The organism is Sphaerospermopsis aphanizomenoides BCCUSP55 (assembly GCF_001586785.1).
GTDB classification, from domain to species: Bacteria; Cyanobacteriota; Cyanobacteriia; order Cyanobacteriales; family Nostocaceae; genus Sphaerospermopsis_A; species Sphaerospermopsis_A aphanizomenoides_A.
The window spans coordinates 1-15737 of the sequence record NZ_LUFH02000126.1 but is presented as its reverse complement, the minus strand read 5'-3'; the positions used below and the strand labels follow the sequence as shown (position 1 = coordinate 15737).

The window sequence follows — 15737 nt, the reverse complement described above, 5'->3', positions numbered from 1 at the left end:
AATCTTACCAAATATAAATAAAAATCATACAACAATATTATTAAAACATTAAGAAGAACAAATTCGTTCTGCTCTAGAAGATATAATAAAAAATCTCACTGAGAAATCAAGGAAAAAAGGTATATATAACCAAGATTTTTCTATTACAGACAATAGAGATAAAATTATTGCAAATTTAAGCTTAGGTTTTTGGACAACACTTCTGACACAGACAAAGAGAGAAGATAATAATTATTTAAACAAGATTTTTATTCCTTGCATTCAGAATATATTTCCTAATGCAAAAAGCAACGAACGTACCCGTACAGTTATAGAACCTCTATTAACAGGCATTAAAGATTTAAGAAACCGTGTGTTTCACCATGAACCAATTTGGAATTACCCTAATCTTAAACAAAGATATGATAATATTTATAAGGTTATTAACTGGATTGATCCTAATCTTGACATTTGGTTAAGACAAGATGCTAAAGTTGACCGTTTTCCTGAGATTTATCAAAATCTTTCTGAAGAAGTTAAGCTACTAACACAGAAAAATAAAACAATGAAAATTCAATATCAAGATGGCGGTTATGCTGTTAAGTGGGTTGGGTTGAGTAAGGAAAGCAAACAATAAGAATGTGTTTTTCTGGATTTAGCTGCACTTAAACCAACCTACAAATTTATTTCTCAATAGTGTTTAAATATTTTATAATTGTTTGTTGTCTTGACAATTATTGATAATATCAGTCTTACCTTATCTTTTTCTATATCACTATCAACTAACCGTTTTGTAGTAACTGAGACTTTTGTGATTAGTTTATCATCTTGCAGCAAACAGTAAAATGGTTTTTCATCAGGCTCAGGTTCTAATTCTTTAATTTCATCTAGCTTTGAAGGACAACGTAGACCATCAAACAATGTTTTGAGCCGATTATCAATATCACCAGAATTGTTTACTATACCGCCTAAAGGTTCTGAAGTTAAAAGTATAATATCAATTTCTGCAATCAGGTCTAGATTCTCACGAATTAAAGGAACAAATTGAAAATTACCGAATTTCTGTTCAAAGCAGAACTCGTTTTCATAGCCTGGTGGAGTAGTTTCTAAAAGTTGATATTTTTCTAAACCTTTTAATGGTGGTTCAGACCATAGAACTTTTAACTGCTTGTGAAAATATTGTCTGAGCCGATGTTTGTCTTTTGCACTTGCTTTATTGCCAGATTTTAAAATTCCTTCGTAAAAAAGAGTAAATTCCATGTAATAAACCTTACAACTCATTGAGAAAACTATATCACTTTCTTGCGTCTTCTTTGCGCCTTTGCTCCTTAGCGCCTTTGCGCGAAATAAAAAATCTACTAACCTGACACAAATTCTTCAGCTAAAAGCCTACCTTCAACCGGTTCATATTCATCTTCCAATAACCATAACTGAACAGCTTCATAACTATTACTAGAAAATACAACCTTATCACCCTGTTTAGGATCATAAATTTGACACTTTCCCTCACTATCACAAAGTAATAACAGAATGTATGGAGGCGATAACATCGAATCTATCCATACTTCTGTAAATTCCCAATTATTCTTGATTTCCCAACACCCATTTTTCATTACTAAAACGCTGCAAAAACTCAGGATAATTCATCAAATCATCAACAGATGCAGATGGCGACATTTCCACCCAATTTCCCTCAGCATTCAACTTATCTACATAAAAATAAAATGCCTCTTGATCATCCCGATGCGATAAAACATAAGCACGTAATTCCTTCAGATTCATACATTGAAAATTAGGCTGATTCATACCACCTACTTTTATCCTTCCTCAAGCCACTGTTCATAACCACAAATAAGCAATTTTTCTTTTAAATTATCAATTGCTTCAGGTGTAGGTATATCAATTGATTGCACCCGATATATATCATTGAGTACAACACTATAATCTTTGCCACTATAGTAAGCTACAACTTCAGCTAAATTTCTATCTGACATTTCTTCACTAAGTAATGCTAAAAGAGGTAAATAATTTTGTGGTTCTATACCCTTGGGAAAAGCACATTGAATTAATTTATATGTACTTTGTAGATGTGGTGAAATAGTGATTTGCATGATTAATTACCAGTTAAAGGAAAAGGTAGATGAATATATACAAGAAAATCCACACCTTGAGCAGAAGCGGCTCTCACTGCTTTTGCATCTGCTGTGGTGGTGACAATACCTAGTTGATCACCTGTACCTAAAATAATAATATCGTTTATTCCTATTTTTCGTGTTGGTTGCAGGTTTAAAGCTCTAGGTGATGGGTTATCAGGGATGATAGTTACTCTTTGCAAAAAGCGATTAGCTCTATTTTGTTCTGATAGTCCGCCAATTGTTTTGACTATGGTGGTAAACTCAGAAAATGCGGTTTGAGTCATTACCATTTCTTGTTCATTTAGATATTGTCGCAACACATAACGGGTAGTAGAATTTTCCGCTATAAAAGCTATAGCAGTGCCAGTATCTAAATTAATCATTCAAACATTTTTCTAATAACAATGGTAAATAGGTTATATACTTTAGCATTTTTTAAGTTTTTACCCAAAAGTAATAAGGAAATTCATTTCCTTGCGGGACTTCTGCAAATTTTTCTCTTCTTCCTTCGTGTCCTTCGTCCCTTCGTGGTTCAATCCTCTTCCTTCTTTGCGTCTTTGCGTGAGAAAAAAACAAAAAAACGGCAGAGAACCGAAATTCCCCACCGCTTATTTAATAATTGAAAAAAATCCTAACTACAACTCAACACCAGGGGTTAACAACTCCCGACGCGGTTGAGAACTAACTTGCACAACACCATTTTCATCAACGTCAACAAGAGCAGTATCACCGTCTTTGATGCGTCCAGACAGAATTTCTTCCGCTAAACTATCTTCCAACAAGCGCATAATTGCCCGACGTAATGGCCTTGCACCGTAGCTGGGGCTGTAACCCTCTTGAATTAGGCGGTCTTTGAAGCGGTCTGTGACTTCTAAGACAATACCTTTCTCAGTCAACCGACCAAACACTTCCTTCAGCATGATTTCGGCGATTTCGGTAACTTCAGCCTTATTCAACTGACGGAAGACGATAATTTCATCCAAACGGTTCAAGAACTCAGGACGGAAGTATTGCTTCAGTTCCTCATTCACCAAAGAACGAATCCGGTTGTATTGAGATTCAGTTTGATCCTCAGCAAACTCGAAACCAATACCGCTACCGCCTTTTTCAATTACCTTAGAACCAATGTTAGAAGTCAAAATTAACAAAGTGTTCTTAAAGTCTACTGTGCGTCCTTTAGCATCAGTCAAACGACCATCTTCTAAAATTTGCAGCAGCATATTGAATACATCGGGGTGTGCTTTTTCGATTTCGTCAAACAGCACCACGGTGTAAGGACGACGGCGTACAGCTTCCGTTAACTGACCACCTTCGTTATAACCAACGTAACCTGGAGGTGAACCAATCAACTTACTGACGGTGTGACGCTCCATGTACTCGGACATATCCAAGCGAATCATTGCTTCTTCAGAACCGAAGAAGTAAGAAGCCAAGGATTTCGCTAATTCGGTTTTACCAACCCCAGTTGGACCAGAGAAGACAAAACTGGCGATCGGTCGATTTGGATTCTTCAAACCAACACGAGCGCGGCGAATAGCGCGGGAAACAGCCTTCACAGCGTCATCTTGACCAATGAGGCGCTGATGTAAGGTGTCTTCCATGTGCAGCAATTTCTCAGACTCAGACTCAGTGAGTTTGTTCACCGGTACACCAGTCCAAGAAGCCACAATGTGGGCGATGTCTTCCTCTGTCACCACAGGTTCAACACCATCACCACCGGCTGCATTGGTTTTAGTTTGAGCAATGGTACGGATTTCCGCTTTAATTTCCATTTCTCTGTCGCGCAGTTCTCCAGCACGGTCAAAGTCTTGAGAACGGACAGCATCATCCTTTTCTTTTAAGATTTGCCGCAGTTCCTTGTCTAACTCCTTCGCTGCTGGGGGTAGCTGGGAGTTAATCAAGCGTACCCGTGAACCGGCTTCGTCGATTAAGTCGATGGCTTTATCTGGGAGGTAGCGATCGCTGATATATCGATCAGACAATTTCGCCGCCGCTACTAAAGCTTCATCGGAGATTTTTAACTTGTGGTGTTGCTCGTAGCGATCGCGCAAACCATATAAAATTTCAATTGTTTCATCAACGGTCGGCTCACCCACCATCACAGGTTGGAAGCGTCTTTCCAACGCTGCATCCCGTTCAATGTGCTTCCGGTACTCATCCAAAGTAGTTGCACCGATACACTGCAATTCACCCCGCGCCAAAGCTGGCTTGAGGATATTTGCTGCATCAATCGCCCCTTCAGCCGCACCTGCACCGATTAGGGTATGAACCTCATCAATAACAAGGATGACATTACCCGCCGAGCGGATTTCATCCATGATTTTTTTTAGGCGTTCCTCAAATTCACCTCGGTACTTCGTTCCTGCTACCAGCAAGCCAATATCGAGAGTGACAACACGCTTATCTTCGAGAATGTCGGGGACATCCTTGTTAGCAATCCGGCTCGCTAGACCTTCAGCAATAGCCGTTTTACCAACCCCTGGTTCACCAATTAACACTGGATTATTCTTAGTCCGGCGACCCAAAATTTGAATTACACGCTCAATTTCTTTAGCGCGTCCTACCACAGGATCGAGTTTATTGTCTGTGGCCATTTGGGTCAGGTTGGAACCAAATTCATCCAAAGTCGGGGTTTTTGTACGACCAGATGAACCTCCTCCTGGTGAAACTTCGGCAGTTTCTCCCAACATTCGGATTACCTGAGTTCTCACCTTAGATAAATCCACACCGAGGTTTTCTAATACCCTGGCTGCTACACCTTCCCCTTCGCGGATGAGGCCCAACAGCAGATGCTCGGTGCCTATGTAGTTATGCCCCAGTTGGCGTGCTTCTTCCAAGGATAGTTCTAGAACTCGCTTTGCCCGTGGCGTAAACGGAATTTCCACGGCGACAAAGCCTGAACCTCGACCTATGATTTTTTCAACTTCAATGCGGGCATCTTTGAGATTAACGCCCATTGATTTCAGCACCTTGGCGGCAACTCCTGTGCCTTCCCCGATCAGACCCAGGAGGATCTGCTCGGTTCCAACAAAGTTGTGACCTAAACGGCGGGCCTCTTCTTGGGCCAGCATGATTACCTTAATGGCTTTTTCTGTGAAGCGTTCAAACATGGCATCCTTCCCATCACCTGCGTCGTGCCGGTACGCTGATTTTAGCACAGGCTAAAAGTTTGGATGTCTGTATACAAATTTTTGACATCCAATCGCCACTACAGATGGTGATGAGTTAATTGCTAACTTTTTATTACTTTTTGTGTAGTTTGTGTACTGAGGAGGTTGAATTTATCAGGCTTTTTGGGACTAATGATAAACATTTGATGCCTTTATGTTGAGATATTGTTTATCTAATCCCAAGCAGAAATTAATATCATATAAAATACCTATATGTCAAGAATTATCTTGATCAATAAGATTTGGTTATTGAAAAGCTAAATTTAGTTTAAAATTCTCATTAAATAGTAGTCATTAGTCAGTGGTCAGTAGTCAGTTGTTAGTAAGCAGAAATCAATAAATTACCAACTGTCAATCACCACTTACTAATGCGATCGCTCACTATGGTCTTCCATTCTTCTAAAGTCTTCATAAATTTGGGATGTTGTAAGTCAGAAAGCCACAGGATCAGGGCATCTTCATCATTATCTTTGTAGTAACGTGGTCTTCTGCCAGCCGTTTTAAAGCCAAATTTTTGATATAAAGAGATTGCTGGTTGGTTAGAAGCTCGAACTTCGAGGGTAGCGCGTTCCAAACCGCGATCGCTGGCTGTTTTGAGTAAAGAATATAATAAAGCCTGTCCTAAACCTTGATGTTGATATTGAGGATGAATTGCCAAAATTGTAATGTGTGCTTCTTCTAAAATTGACCAAAAACAACCCATTCCCAACAACTGGGAACTAGAAAACGGGGAAAATAAACCTAAAAAAACACTATTGGGGCTTTCCAACTCTCGACGGTAGCCATCCATAGTCCACAAACCCTGAAAACAAGCTTGATCTAGCTCCAGCAGTTCACTTAAATGCTCTACGGTCAATGATTGAATTTTTAAATTTAGTAAATTCACGGTTAAGGGGGACTGGGGAAGAATAGGGTGTAGGGTGTGGGATGTAAGGAAGAGGAGGAAGTTTGCCAAATTACCAATCACCAATTACCCATTTTCCATTACCAGCAACGCTGTAGACTGGGAATTGGAAAGCTAATTCACGCTTTTAATTTTTTTGACAAGGACAACTTTTATTAGATATGGTATCGACTTATCCTGTCGGGGTTCAACCTTCTGGCAATCAATATTTACCTCAAAGAGCGATTAACACAACTCTCTCGCCAAATCAAGAACTCCTACCCGTGAGTGCTAGAGTTAATCATCATGACTCCCTGGAAATTGGTGGTTGTGATGTGACAACCCTGGTTAAGCAATTTGGTTCACCTTTATATATTTTAGATGAAGAAACGCTACGGACAGCTTGTCGGCAATACCGCGATACATTCAAAGAATACTACAAAGGCGAATCTCAAGTATTGTACGCTTCCAAAGCATGGAATTGTCTAGCTGTTTGTGCCATTGTGGCCTCAGAAGGCTTAGGAATTGATGTAGTATCTGGCGGTGAACTATACACGGCACTCCAGGCAGGTGTGAGTCCAGATAAAATCTATCTACATGGCAATAATAAATCTCGGGAGGAGCTAATTTTAGCGATCGAGTCAGGTTGTACCATTGTGGCCGATAACTGGCACGAATTGCACACCTTGGTGGATATTGTAGAGACATCATCTACAACTTCGGCAGGAAAAATCCGGATTATGTTGCGGTTAACTCCAGGGATTGAATGCCATACCCATGAATATATCCGTACCGGACATTTAGATAGTAAATTTGGCTTTGATCCCAATGATTTAGAAACAGTATTTGCCTTTGTTAGCAAACAACCGAGTTTAAATTGTGTGGGGTTACACGCTCATATTGGTTCGCAAATTTTTGAACGTCAACCCCATCGGGATTTAGCTGCTGTGATGGTACAGTGGTTGCAGGATGCGGCAAAATATGATTTGCAACTGACAGAGCTAAATGTTGGTGGTGGTTTAGGAATTAAGTACACCGAATCAGATGATCCTCCAAGCATTGAAGAATGGTCAAGGGCAATTTGTGAAGTAGTTCAACAAGCTTGTGCTGATCTCAATTTACCCTTGCCTAAATTACTTTGTGAACCAGGGCGATCGCTGATTGCCACAGCTTGCATTACCGCCTACACTATTGGTTCAGCAAAAATCATTCCTGATATTCGCACTTATGTGACAATTGATGGAGGAATGTCTGATAATCCCCGTCCCATCACTTATCAATCAGTTTATCGGGCAGTAGTAGCTAACAAAATGTCTGCTGCTTTAACAGAAACAGTCACATTGGCTGGTAAACATTGCGAATCAGGAGATATTCTGATTAAAAACGCCCAACTGCCAAAAACTGAACCAGGTGATATTCTCGTAGTTATGGGAACTGGTGCATACAATTACAGTATGGCATCTAACTATAATCGCTTGCCCCGACCAGCGGCTGTTTTAGTGGCGAATGGCGAAGCAAATTTAATTTTGCAACGTGAAACTTATCAAGACATCATTCGACAAGATTGCCTACCAGAAAGACTGAAATAGTCAAAGGAGTATGGCTTACGCCACGCTATGCCTACGGCACGCTGCGCGTTAGCGGAGCTTTCGCTGTCTTCGATACGCTATCAGTAGTTGAGTAGTATGGCTAACGCCACGCTTCGCTATCAGTGGTTCAGAATGAAAAACCAGTAGTTGAGTAGTATGGCTAATGCCACGCTATGCCTACGGCACGCTGCGCGTTAGCGGAGCTTTCTCTGTCTTAGATACGCTATCAGGAGTTCAGTAGTTCAGAATAAAGAAAAAACCCAAAATTCTGGTTCTGTAACTCCTGTAACTCCTGTAACTCCTGTAACTCCTGTAACTCCTGTAACTCCTGTAACTCCTGTAACTCCTGTAACTCCTGTAACTCCTGAATTCTTATTTATCCAGATGTCATGAGAAATTGGTGGAAGCAATGGCTGATAAACCTAGGGTGGTCACAGTCCTTGCTGTTTGGGACTCTGGATATTGTGTTGGTGCTGGCGCTAACATATATGATCCTGGTGATTATAAGTGAACGTCGCACGCTGTGGATGGTCAGGGGATTTATACTCTTGATGTTGGCCTCAGCATTCAGCGGCACTTTGGGGCTACCTCTACTCAATTTCGTTCTCGAAAAGTTAGTGATTGGTTGTGCTGTAGCAATGGCTGTGGCACTTCAGTCGGAGTTTCGCCGCTTCTTGGAACAACTGGGAAGAGGTGAGTTCAGGTTATTATTTCAACCCAACCGTTTGACAGTCCCCAAATCTGATAGCGTGATTGATGAAATTGTCGAAGCTGTCAAAGAACTGTCCAAAAATCGGATTGGTGCTTTGCTAATTTTGGAGACTTCAGGACCAATTGATGAGCGAGATTTTTCTGTACCGGGAGTAAAGTTAAATGCAGAGGTGTCTAAAGAGCTAATACAGACAATTTTTCAGCCAAAAACTTTACTCCATGATGGGGCAACTTTAATCCGAGGTTCGCGCATTGTGTCATCAGGTATAATTTTACCACTTTCAGGACGCACAGCCTCGCGCCAATTAGGTACACGCCATCGGGCAGCAATGGGAATTACTGAACGGGTCGAAAATTGCATCTGTGTCGTTGTATCAGAAGAAACGGGTTCTATTTCCTTAGCGGAACGAGGAACTTTATACAGACCACTGACAATTAGGAAGCTAAAGGAGTCTTTAGAGACTCGATTTTCTCCTACTGTAGATCGGGAAGCTGTAGCACCTGGTCTTCTCAGTTTAATTCGTCAAGTTAGTGGTCAGACACTAGCACTGGTTTCACGTTTACTCAGATTACCATTGTCTGCTTCTCGCCAAAAAAATAAGACCGAAAAATGACTACACAACATACTGAACTGCAATATTTACCCTCTGATTTACAACTAGAATTACTTCCCCAGCACGTTGCGGTGATTATGGATGGCAATGGTCGATGGGCTAAACGTCAAGGTCTACCAAGAATTATGGGTCATAAGCGGGGAGTTGATGCCCTCAAAGATTTGTTGCGCTGTTGTAAGGATTGGGGCATTAAAGCCCTGACTGCTTATGCTTTTTCGACGGAGAACTGGAAAAGACCCCAGGAAGAAGTGGAGTTTTTGATGAGTCTGTTTCAGCGTGTTTTGCGTCAAGAACTACGAGAAATGGTAGAAGAGAACGTACAAATTCAGTTTGTGGGCAATTTGCAAGCTTTACCAAAAGCACTCCAAGAAGAAATTTCTCGTTCAATGGCAGAAACTAAGGATAATTGCAGTATTAAGTTTACAGTAGCCACAAATTATGGCGGTAGACAGGAAATTTTACAGGCTTGTCGGGCGATCGCCCAAAAAGTCCAGGAAGGTATATTAAAACCAGATGAAATCTCTGAAGAATTGTTTGAAAGTCATTTATATACAGCAGGAATAGCAGACCCGGATTTACTCATCCGCACCAGTGGAGAAATGCGACTTTCTAATTTTCTGCTTTGGCAAATGGCCTATGGAGAAATTTATATTACTGACACGCTGTGGCCAGATTTTGACAGAAAAGAGTTTCACCGGGCTTTATGTGCCTATCAGCAACGAGAAAGGCGTTTTGGGAAAGTGTGATAATTTGGGATTTTAGATTTTAGATTGTCGATTTTTTTAGATCCATTCCGATTGGTTGGTTATTATTTCCCCATCTGTACACAACTTCAAAAACCCTTCTCTGCTGAAAATGAAAATAAGTGTTTTTATGCCCTTGGCACTATGCCTGACTGGATGCTCATTAATATCACCTTTAATATTGATTCCAGCACCATCTTCATTCCAGACAAGGATTGGCTCAAATATACCTACTTCTAATCAGCCTTGTGTTAAAATTCAAAGTTACAATCAATCAGAATTATCACTCAGAAAAAATATTCTATCTGAAGCTGCTGCTACTTTTTCATTGGGAAATTTTGAAAAATTAGAAAATTATTACAGTCTTTATAAACAAAGAAACAGTAGAACACCGTCAGGTTTGTGGAAGCTAAGATTTTTTTATGATGGACTTTTTGATACTGATTTAACTAACTATGACAATGAAAACAGTTGGATAAAAGTTGAAACTAAAATCCGGGAATGGATTAAAACATATCCTCAATCTCCTGCTCCTTACATTGTCTACAGCAACTTTCTCCTCAGACGTGGTTGGCATTTTAGAGGAGGTGGTTTTGCTCACGAAATCCGTCCCGAAGCTTGGGAAAAATTCAATACTAATATTCAATTAGCCAAGAATGTTCTGGAAAAAAACAAAGAACTTGCCAGTGTTGATCCTCAGTGGTATGCGAATATGCTACATATAGCTAGATTACAAAGCTGGCACAAACGGGAAGTTAAAAAGCTATTACGGGAAGCTTTATCTAAAGAGGCTTACTATCACGAAACTTACTATGAAGTTTTTGAATATTTATTACCAAAATGGGGTGGTAGCTTTGAAGAAGCTGAACAGTTTGCAGATGATGCGGTTGTAATCACAAGCAAATGTGAAGGAAAAGGATTTTACACTCGCATTTATTGGAGAGCATTCAATGAAATTCGTGAATTTCATAGTAATGCATTTCATTCTACACCAGCAAATTGGCAAAAAATGAGTCAGAGTTTTGAGGATATTGTTAAATATTACCCTGTTTCGTGGAATGTCAATAGTTATGGTAAGTTTGCGTGTTTTGCTGGAGATAAGGCAAAAACTAAGGAATTGCTCACAAAAATAGGCAGTAACCCAATTCCGGAAGCTTGGAAACAATCTGGACTCGATTTCTCATCTTGTCAAAAATTGGCGTTTGAGTCATAAACTATGTCACCATAGTGTTTTTCAGTTAGATGAAAACAGACAGTGATTATAAAACATGGCTTATGTCAAGCTGCGCTATCAGATACAAAAAGACTTTCACATCTGTTAAGAGTTCCCTGCTATAAAATCTACAATTAAATTATGGGCCTGCGAAAATTGCTTGTTCTATATCTTGCCGACTGAGGGAATATTTAAAGGAACGTTGAATATCCTGACCGTTGTCTCCAGCTTGAATGTATCTAACTGTGATTTGTTCAATATCTAGCCAGAGTTCTGCTTGCCAGCTAGGTTTTTGCAAGCGCCAACAATGTAGCTCATTATCATCTTGTTGGCAACCTTGTTCTTTTAGCCATTGTTCAATTTGTGGTAGAGGATGACTATATAAAGGTGTATGAGAGGGAAGCATAGGCAATTCAAAATTCAAAATTCAAAATTATTAATTTGTATTGGTTGAGATAACTGGGAAATATGAGTGATTTGCTGTTGTGTATTGAGGTTGGGAATTTGGGTTTGTAACCTAGGTTCACCACGAAAAACAGCAACCGCGATCGCTAATACTAAACAACCGACAAAGGTTAAACCTAAGACAAATAATACAAAAATTTCTCCTGCTGATAAAGGGCGATCGCTTGCATCCAGATACATTGATTTTGAGAAATCATAGGGTTTATGCACAGGATGGTTTAAATCTGTTGGTGCTTGAATGACACCAAAACGAGAATAGCCAATCTTTAAATCATAGCTTAAACGCCGTTCTGGATGACTCAGAGTAGCGTAAGCTTCGTTAATTTGTTGAAATTTTTCTGTAGCAACCGTAGCAGGTAATTCTGTGGTATCAGGGTGATACTGTTTACTCAGTTCCCGAAAAGCGCGACGGATATCAATCACCGACGCTGACGGATGCAGTCCTAGCAGGGAATAATATGTTTGTTCTGGTGTTAGTTTTGTCCCGGTTTGACTCACGGCTTTGTTTCACTTTGCTCACATCTGTTTTTTTATATTTTAAATTATGACTACAGCTGCCGTGCCAGTGAGATACAGGAAGTTGACATTAAACGCAGATAACCGCAGATAATTTTTTGCTCCTTGGTGGACGCAGGAAGCAAACATCAAAATATTGACTTTCATCCTGTTCATCCTTAAATCCTGGAAATCCTGATTCTGACTATTAAATTAAATCAGCACGTGGTTTAAAACTTTCAATTTCCCGCAATTTTTCATAAAGTTGTCTTTCTTCATCTGTGAGGGTTTTCGGAGTGACTATTTGCACTTCCACTAACTGATCACCACGTTTTCCGTTTTCACCGGGATAACCTTTATTAGCTAACCGAAACCTTTGTCCAGACCTAACTGCTGGCGGAATGGTCATTTTTACAGGACCGTCTAGGGTTGGTGCTTCGACCTGTCCTCCTAAAACTGCTTCACTGGGGGTTACAGGAATTTGACAGAAGATATTAGAACCTTCTAGTTTAAATAGCGGATGAGGTTCAACAGTAATTTTTAAGTATAAATCGCCGCCACCAATACCTTGATTTCGCAAACGGATGGTTTGACCTGTCACCATCGCAGGGGGCATAGTTACTTCCAGCGATCGCCCATCTTCTAAGCGTATCCTTTCATTACCACCTTGATAAGCCTTTTCTAGTGGTAAAGTTAATCTTGCTTCTATATCTCTGCGAGTGGTGCGGGGTGGGGTGTTAACTGTATAAGCAACTTTGGTTCTAGGAGTCCGAAACGGGTCGCTAGTTGTGGTATTACCTGCGGTAGTTTTGGTCTCTTGGCGACTGCTAACACCAATGACCTGATTAATAAAACTTTCAAAATCAGGAAATTCGCTAGGGTCTACCTCTTGACTGCTACGACCGTTAGCGCGACTATCTCCCCAACCTTTGGGTTTTGGTGTCTGTTTACCACCGGCGAAGCCTTTTTGTTTCCAGTAACGGCTAAACTGGTCGTATTGCGATCGCCGACTGGGATCGGAAAGAATTTCATAAGCCTCACCGATAGTCTTAAATTTTTCTTCTGCTTCCTTGTTACCAGGATTTAGATCAGGGTGATATTGCCTTGCTAACCTGCGATAAACCTTTTTAATTTCTTCGCTGGAGGCTTCTTTTGTTACTCCCAAAATCTCGTAATAATCGCGGAAATTTTGCAAATTTTGCATAGTCAGTTATCAGTGGGAATAGGGAATAGGGAATAGGAAACAGGGGTGTAAGGGTGTAGGGAATAGGGGTGTAAGGGTGTAGGGGTGTAGGGGTGTAAGGGTGTAAGGGTGTAAGGGTGTAAGGGTGTAGGGGTGTAGGGGAAAAAATTCAAAATTCAAAAACTTCTACCTCCTGTCTCCTGCCTACTGCCTCCTGAATCTAAAATCCAAAATCGAAAATTCTTTTATAGCCAGTCATCGTCATCATCCCAATTATCCTGGTAGGTGGGACGACTACTGCGACGTGGCGGAGGATTATCATAGGAGGAAGAACGATTTTCTCGACCATAATCTCTGCCAGAGTCTCGATTGTAGTCTCTACTAGAGTCTCGGCTGTAGTCTCTGTTATAAGAATCCCGTTCCCGATAGGTTTCTTTGGGATAATCCCGTTCCCGTTCTTTATCACCAGTGAAGATGTCACGGATAGCACCAAATAGGTCTTCGTCTTCATCTTCAGCATAATACTCTCTTACTTCCCGATTTAGCTCATACAGAGCATCTTGCAGGTCAGAGTAAGCTTGGTCAATGCCTCGATCATCATTATCTTTTAAACTTTCACGCAGTTCGCGGCAAATATTATCAATGCGCTGACGACGGTTACGGGCAAACTGCATCCCCATTTCCAAGGCTACTTCCCGCAGTTGTCGTTCTGCTTGTAAAATCAATGCTTCGGAACGAGTGCGTTTTTCTACCCGTTCTTTTCGTTCTCGGTCAACATCAGCATATTTTTGAGCATCTTGAATCATGCGATTGACTTCTGACTCACTCAAGGTAGAAGCGCCTTGAATGGTGATACTCTGTTCTCTACCAGTGGTACGATCTAAGGCTGTTACCTGTAAAATTCCGTTGGCATCAATATCAAAGGATACTTGAACTTGGGGTATACCTCTGGGTGCTGGAGGGATACCGTACAGTTTAAACCGTCCCAAGGACTTGTTATTTGCTGCCATTTCCCTCTCCCCTTGGACAACGTGAATTTCTACGCTGTTTTGGTTATTTTCAGAGGTGGAAAAAATATCAGAACGTCGTACTGGGATTGTGGTGTTACGGGGAATCAGTTTTTTCATCACGCCACCAATGGTTTCCAATCCTAAAGATAGGGGTGTGACATCTAACAGCAATACATCTTTGAGTTCACCTGCTAAAATACCTGCTTGAATCGCTGCACCCACAGCCACCACTTCATCAGGGTTAACGTTTTCGTTGGGTTCAATGCCAATCAAGTCCCGCACTAGCTGTTTTACCATCGGTATCCTGGTGGAACCGCCTACTAGTACAACTTCTTCAATATCGACCGGAGAGAGTCCGGCATCTTTTAGCGCCCTTTTGACTGGTGTTCGCACTCTGGTGATTAAGTCACCACACAATCCTTCAAACTGGGAACGGGTGAGGCGTGTTTCTAAATGTTTGGGGCCATCTTCTGTGGCGGTGATGAAGGGTAAGTTAATATCGGTGACGCTGACGGCAGAAAGTTCTATTTTGGCTTTTTCTGCGGCTTCCATTAACCGTTGTAAAGCTTGGCGATCGCGTCTTAAGTCTACTCCGTCTGTCTCTAAAAATTGTTCTGCTAACCAATCAACTATTTTTCTGTCAAAATCATTGCCACCTAACTGCGTATCTCCACTAGTGGCTTTAACTTCAAATATGCCGTCGCCCACTTCTAAAATGGACACATCAAAAGTTCCACCACCCAAATCAAAAACTAAGATAGTTTCCGTTTCACCCCGATCTAATCCGTAAGCTAAAGATGCTGCCGTTGGTTCATTGAGAATTCGCAACACATCTAAACCAGCTATTCTGCCCGCATCACGGGTAGCTTGGCGTTGGGAATCATTAAAATAAGCCGGAACAGTAATCACCGCCCCAGTCACAGGTTCACCCAAATAGCGACTAGCGTCATCGGCTAATTTCTTCAGCACCATCGCTGAAATTTCTTCTGGGGCAAATTCTTTATTTAAACGAGGACAAGCAACTTTAATATTGCCCACTTCATCTTTACGAATAGTGTAGGGTACACGCTTAGAATCTGGGTTAAGTTCAGCGTACCTGCGCCCAATGAAGCGTTTAACTGCAAAAAAGGTATTTTGGGGATTCAGAACTGTTTGCCGTCTGGCCATTTGCCCAACTACTCTTTCGCCTTCTTTGCTAAAGCCAACAACAGAGGGGGTTGTTCGCATTCCTTCTGCATTGGCAATCACCACCGGCTTGCCACCCTCCATTACGGCGACTACTGAGTTGGTTGTACCCAAGTCGATGCCGACTACCTTGCCCATGCGTTACTCTTCTCCTAAGCGTGTCTTTTACATCTATTATTATCGGTAGGTGTTCCCTCTAGCTTGCGGCTAAATGATGAAAACCGCCCAATGGTATAATTATCATCATTCAATTCAATAAATTTAGATAATTAGAGAAATTTTAGCGTAAGGTGCTACTTGCCAAACTAGGATAGCATTTGAACAGAAAGAACAGGGAATAGGGAATAGGGGTGTAAGGGTGT

The 15737-nt window shown here is 41.0% G+C and carries 17 protein-coding genes; 5 read left to right on the top strand and 12 right to left on the bottom strand.

Annotated elements, in window-relative coordinates; genetic code table 11:
* Positions 1–352 precede the first annotated feature (352 nt).
* Positions 353–616: a hypothetical protein gene (locus tag A0J48_RS23440; RefSeq protein ID WP_200326996.1), complete on the top strand. Its 264-nt coding sequence runs from the start codon at positions 353–355 to the stop codon at positions 614–616.
* 53 nt (positions 617–669) lie between these two features.
* Here A0J48_RS23440 and A0J48_RS23435 read toward each other — a convergent pair whose 3' ends face one another.
* The 7 genes from A0J48_RS23435 to rimI all read right to left on the bottom strand — a co-directional run bounded on the left by A0J48_RS23435 (position 670) and on the right by rimI (position 6170).
* The gene (locus A0J48_RS23435) at positions 670–1239 is read right to left on the bottom strand and encodes a hypothetical protein (protein ID WP_200326995.1); all 570 of its coding nucleotides are present in this window, start codon (positions 1237–1239) and stop codon (positions 670–672) included.
* 98 nt (positions 1240–1337) lie between these two features.
* On the bottom strand, positions 1338–1592 hold the full coding sequence (locus A0J48_RS23430; RefSeq protein WP_200326994.1) for a hypothetical protein: 255 nt from the start codon (positions 1590–1592) through the stop codon (positions 1338–1340).
* On the bottom strand, positions 1561–1785 hold the full coding sequence (locus A0J48_RS23425; RefSeq protein ID WP_200326993.1) for a DUF6887 family protein: 225 nt from the start codon (positions 1783–1785) through the stop codon (positions 1561–1563). Before A0J48_RS23425 ends, A0J48_RS23430 begins: the two co-directional genes overlap by 32 nt.
* A gap of 11 nt (positions 1786–1796) precedes the next feature.
* The gene (locus A0J48_RS23420; protein ID WP_200326992.1) at positions 1797–2090 is read right to left on the bottom strand and encodes a DUF3349 domain-containing protein; all 294 of its coding nucleotides are present in this window, start codon (positions 2088–2090) and stop codon (positions 1797–1799) included.
* Positions 2091–2092: 2 nt separating this feature from the next.
* The gene (locus tag A0J48_RS23415; RefSeq protein WP_200326991.1) at positions 2093–2497 is read right to left on the bottom strand and encodes a DUF1308 domain-containing protein; all 405 of its coding nucleotides are present in this window, start codon (positions 2495–2497) and stop codon (positions 2093–2095) included.
* Between the two features lie 252 nt (positions 2498–2749).
* On the bottom strand, positions 2750–5224 hold the full coding sequence (locus tag A0J48_RS23410) for an ATP-dependent Clp protease ATP-binding subunit (RefSeq protein WP_200326998.1): 2475 nt from the start codon (positions 5222–5224) through the stop codon (positions 2750–2752).
* Between the two features lie 415 nt (positions 5225–5639).
* Complete coding sequence (gene rimI, locus A0J48_RS23405; protein WP_200326990.1) at positions 5640–6170, bottom strand: ribosomal protein S18-alanine N-acetyltransferase; 531 nt, start codon at positions 6168–6170, stop codon at positions 5640–5642.
* Between the two features lie 179 nt (positions 6171–6349).
* Between rimI and lysA the strand changes: the two genes are divergently transcribed.
* Positions 6350–7756, top strand: coding sequence for a diaminopimelate decarboxylase (gene lysA, locus A0J48_RS23400; protein WP_200326989.1), 1407 nt, complete (start codon positions 6350–6352; stop codon positions 7754–7756).
* Positions 7757–7998: 242 nt separating this feature from the next.
* Here lysA and A0J48_RS23395 read toward each other — a convergent pair whose 3' ends face one another.
* Positions 7999–8166 carry a hypothetical protein gene (locus tag A0J48_RS23395; protein ID WP_200326988.1) on the bottom strand — a complete coding sequence of 56 codons (168 nt, stop codon included), beginning with the start codon at positions 8164–8166 and terminating at the stop codon, positions 7999–8001.
* Here A0J48_RS23395 and cdaA point away from each other — a divergent pair.
* The 3 genes from cdaA to A0J48_RS23380 all read left to right on the top strand — a co-directional run bounded on the left by cdaA (position 8146) and on the right by A0J48_RS23380 (position 11037).
* Entirely contained in the window at positions 8146–9081 is a 936-nt protein-coding gene (gene cdaA, locus A0J48_RS23390; RefSeq protein ID WP_200326987.1) for a diadenylate cyclase CdaA, read from the top strand. The genes A0J48_RS23395 and cdaA overlap by 21 nt on opposite strands.
* Positions 9078–9827, top strand: coding sequence for an isoprenyl transferase (locus A0J48_RS23385; RefSeq protein WP_200326986.1), 750 nt, complete (start codon positions 9078–9080; stop codon positions 9825–9827). Before cdaA ends, A0J48_RS23385 begins: the two co-directional genes overlap by 4 nt.
* Before the next feature lie 109 nt (positions 9828–9936).
* Complete coding sequence (locus A0J48_RS23380; protein ID WP_200326985.1) at positions 9937–11037, top strand: ligand-gated ion channel; 1101 nt, start codon at positions 9937–9939, stop codon at positions 11035–11037.
* Positions 11038–11176: 139 nt separating this feature from the next.
* On the opposite strand, the gene A0J48_RS23375 is transcribed toward A0J48_RS23380, so the two are convergent.
* The 4 genes from A0J48_RS23375 to dnaK all read right to left on the bottom strand — a co-directional run bounded on the left by A0J48_RS23375 (position 11177) and on the right by dnaK (position 15513).
* A complete protein-coding gene (locus A0J48_RS23375; RefSeq protein ID WP_411841147.1) occupies positions 11177–11443 on the bottom strand; it encodes a DUF3143 domain-containing protein in 267 nt (88 codons plus the stop codon).
* Positions 11444–11457: 14 nt separating this feature from the next.
* The gene (locus tag A0J48_RS23370) at positions 11458–12000 is read right to left on the bottom strand and encodes a J domain-containing protein (protein WP_200326984.1); all 543 of its coding nucleotides are present in this window, start codon (positions 11998–12000) and stop codon (positions 11458–11460) included.
* Between the two features lie 205 nt (positions 12001–12205).
* Positions 12206–13201, bottom strand: a complete 996-nt coding sequence (locus tag A0J48_RS23365) for a DnaJ C-terminal domain-containing protein (protein WP_200326983.1) — start codon at positions 13199–13201, stop codon at positions 12206–12208.
* A 224-nt stretch (positions 13202–13425) separates the two neighbouring features.
* Positions 13426–15513: a molecular chaperone DnaK gene (dnaK, locus tag A0J48_RS23360; RefSeq protein ID WP_200326982.1), complete on the bottom strand. Its 2088-nt coding sequence runs from the start codon at positions 15511–15513 to the stop codon at positions 13426–13428.
* Positions 15514–15737 lie beyond the last annotated feature (224 nt).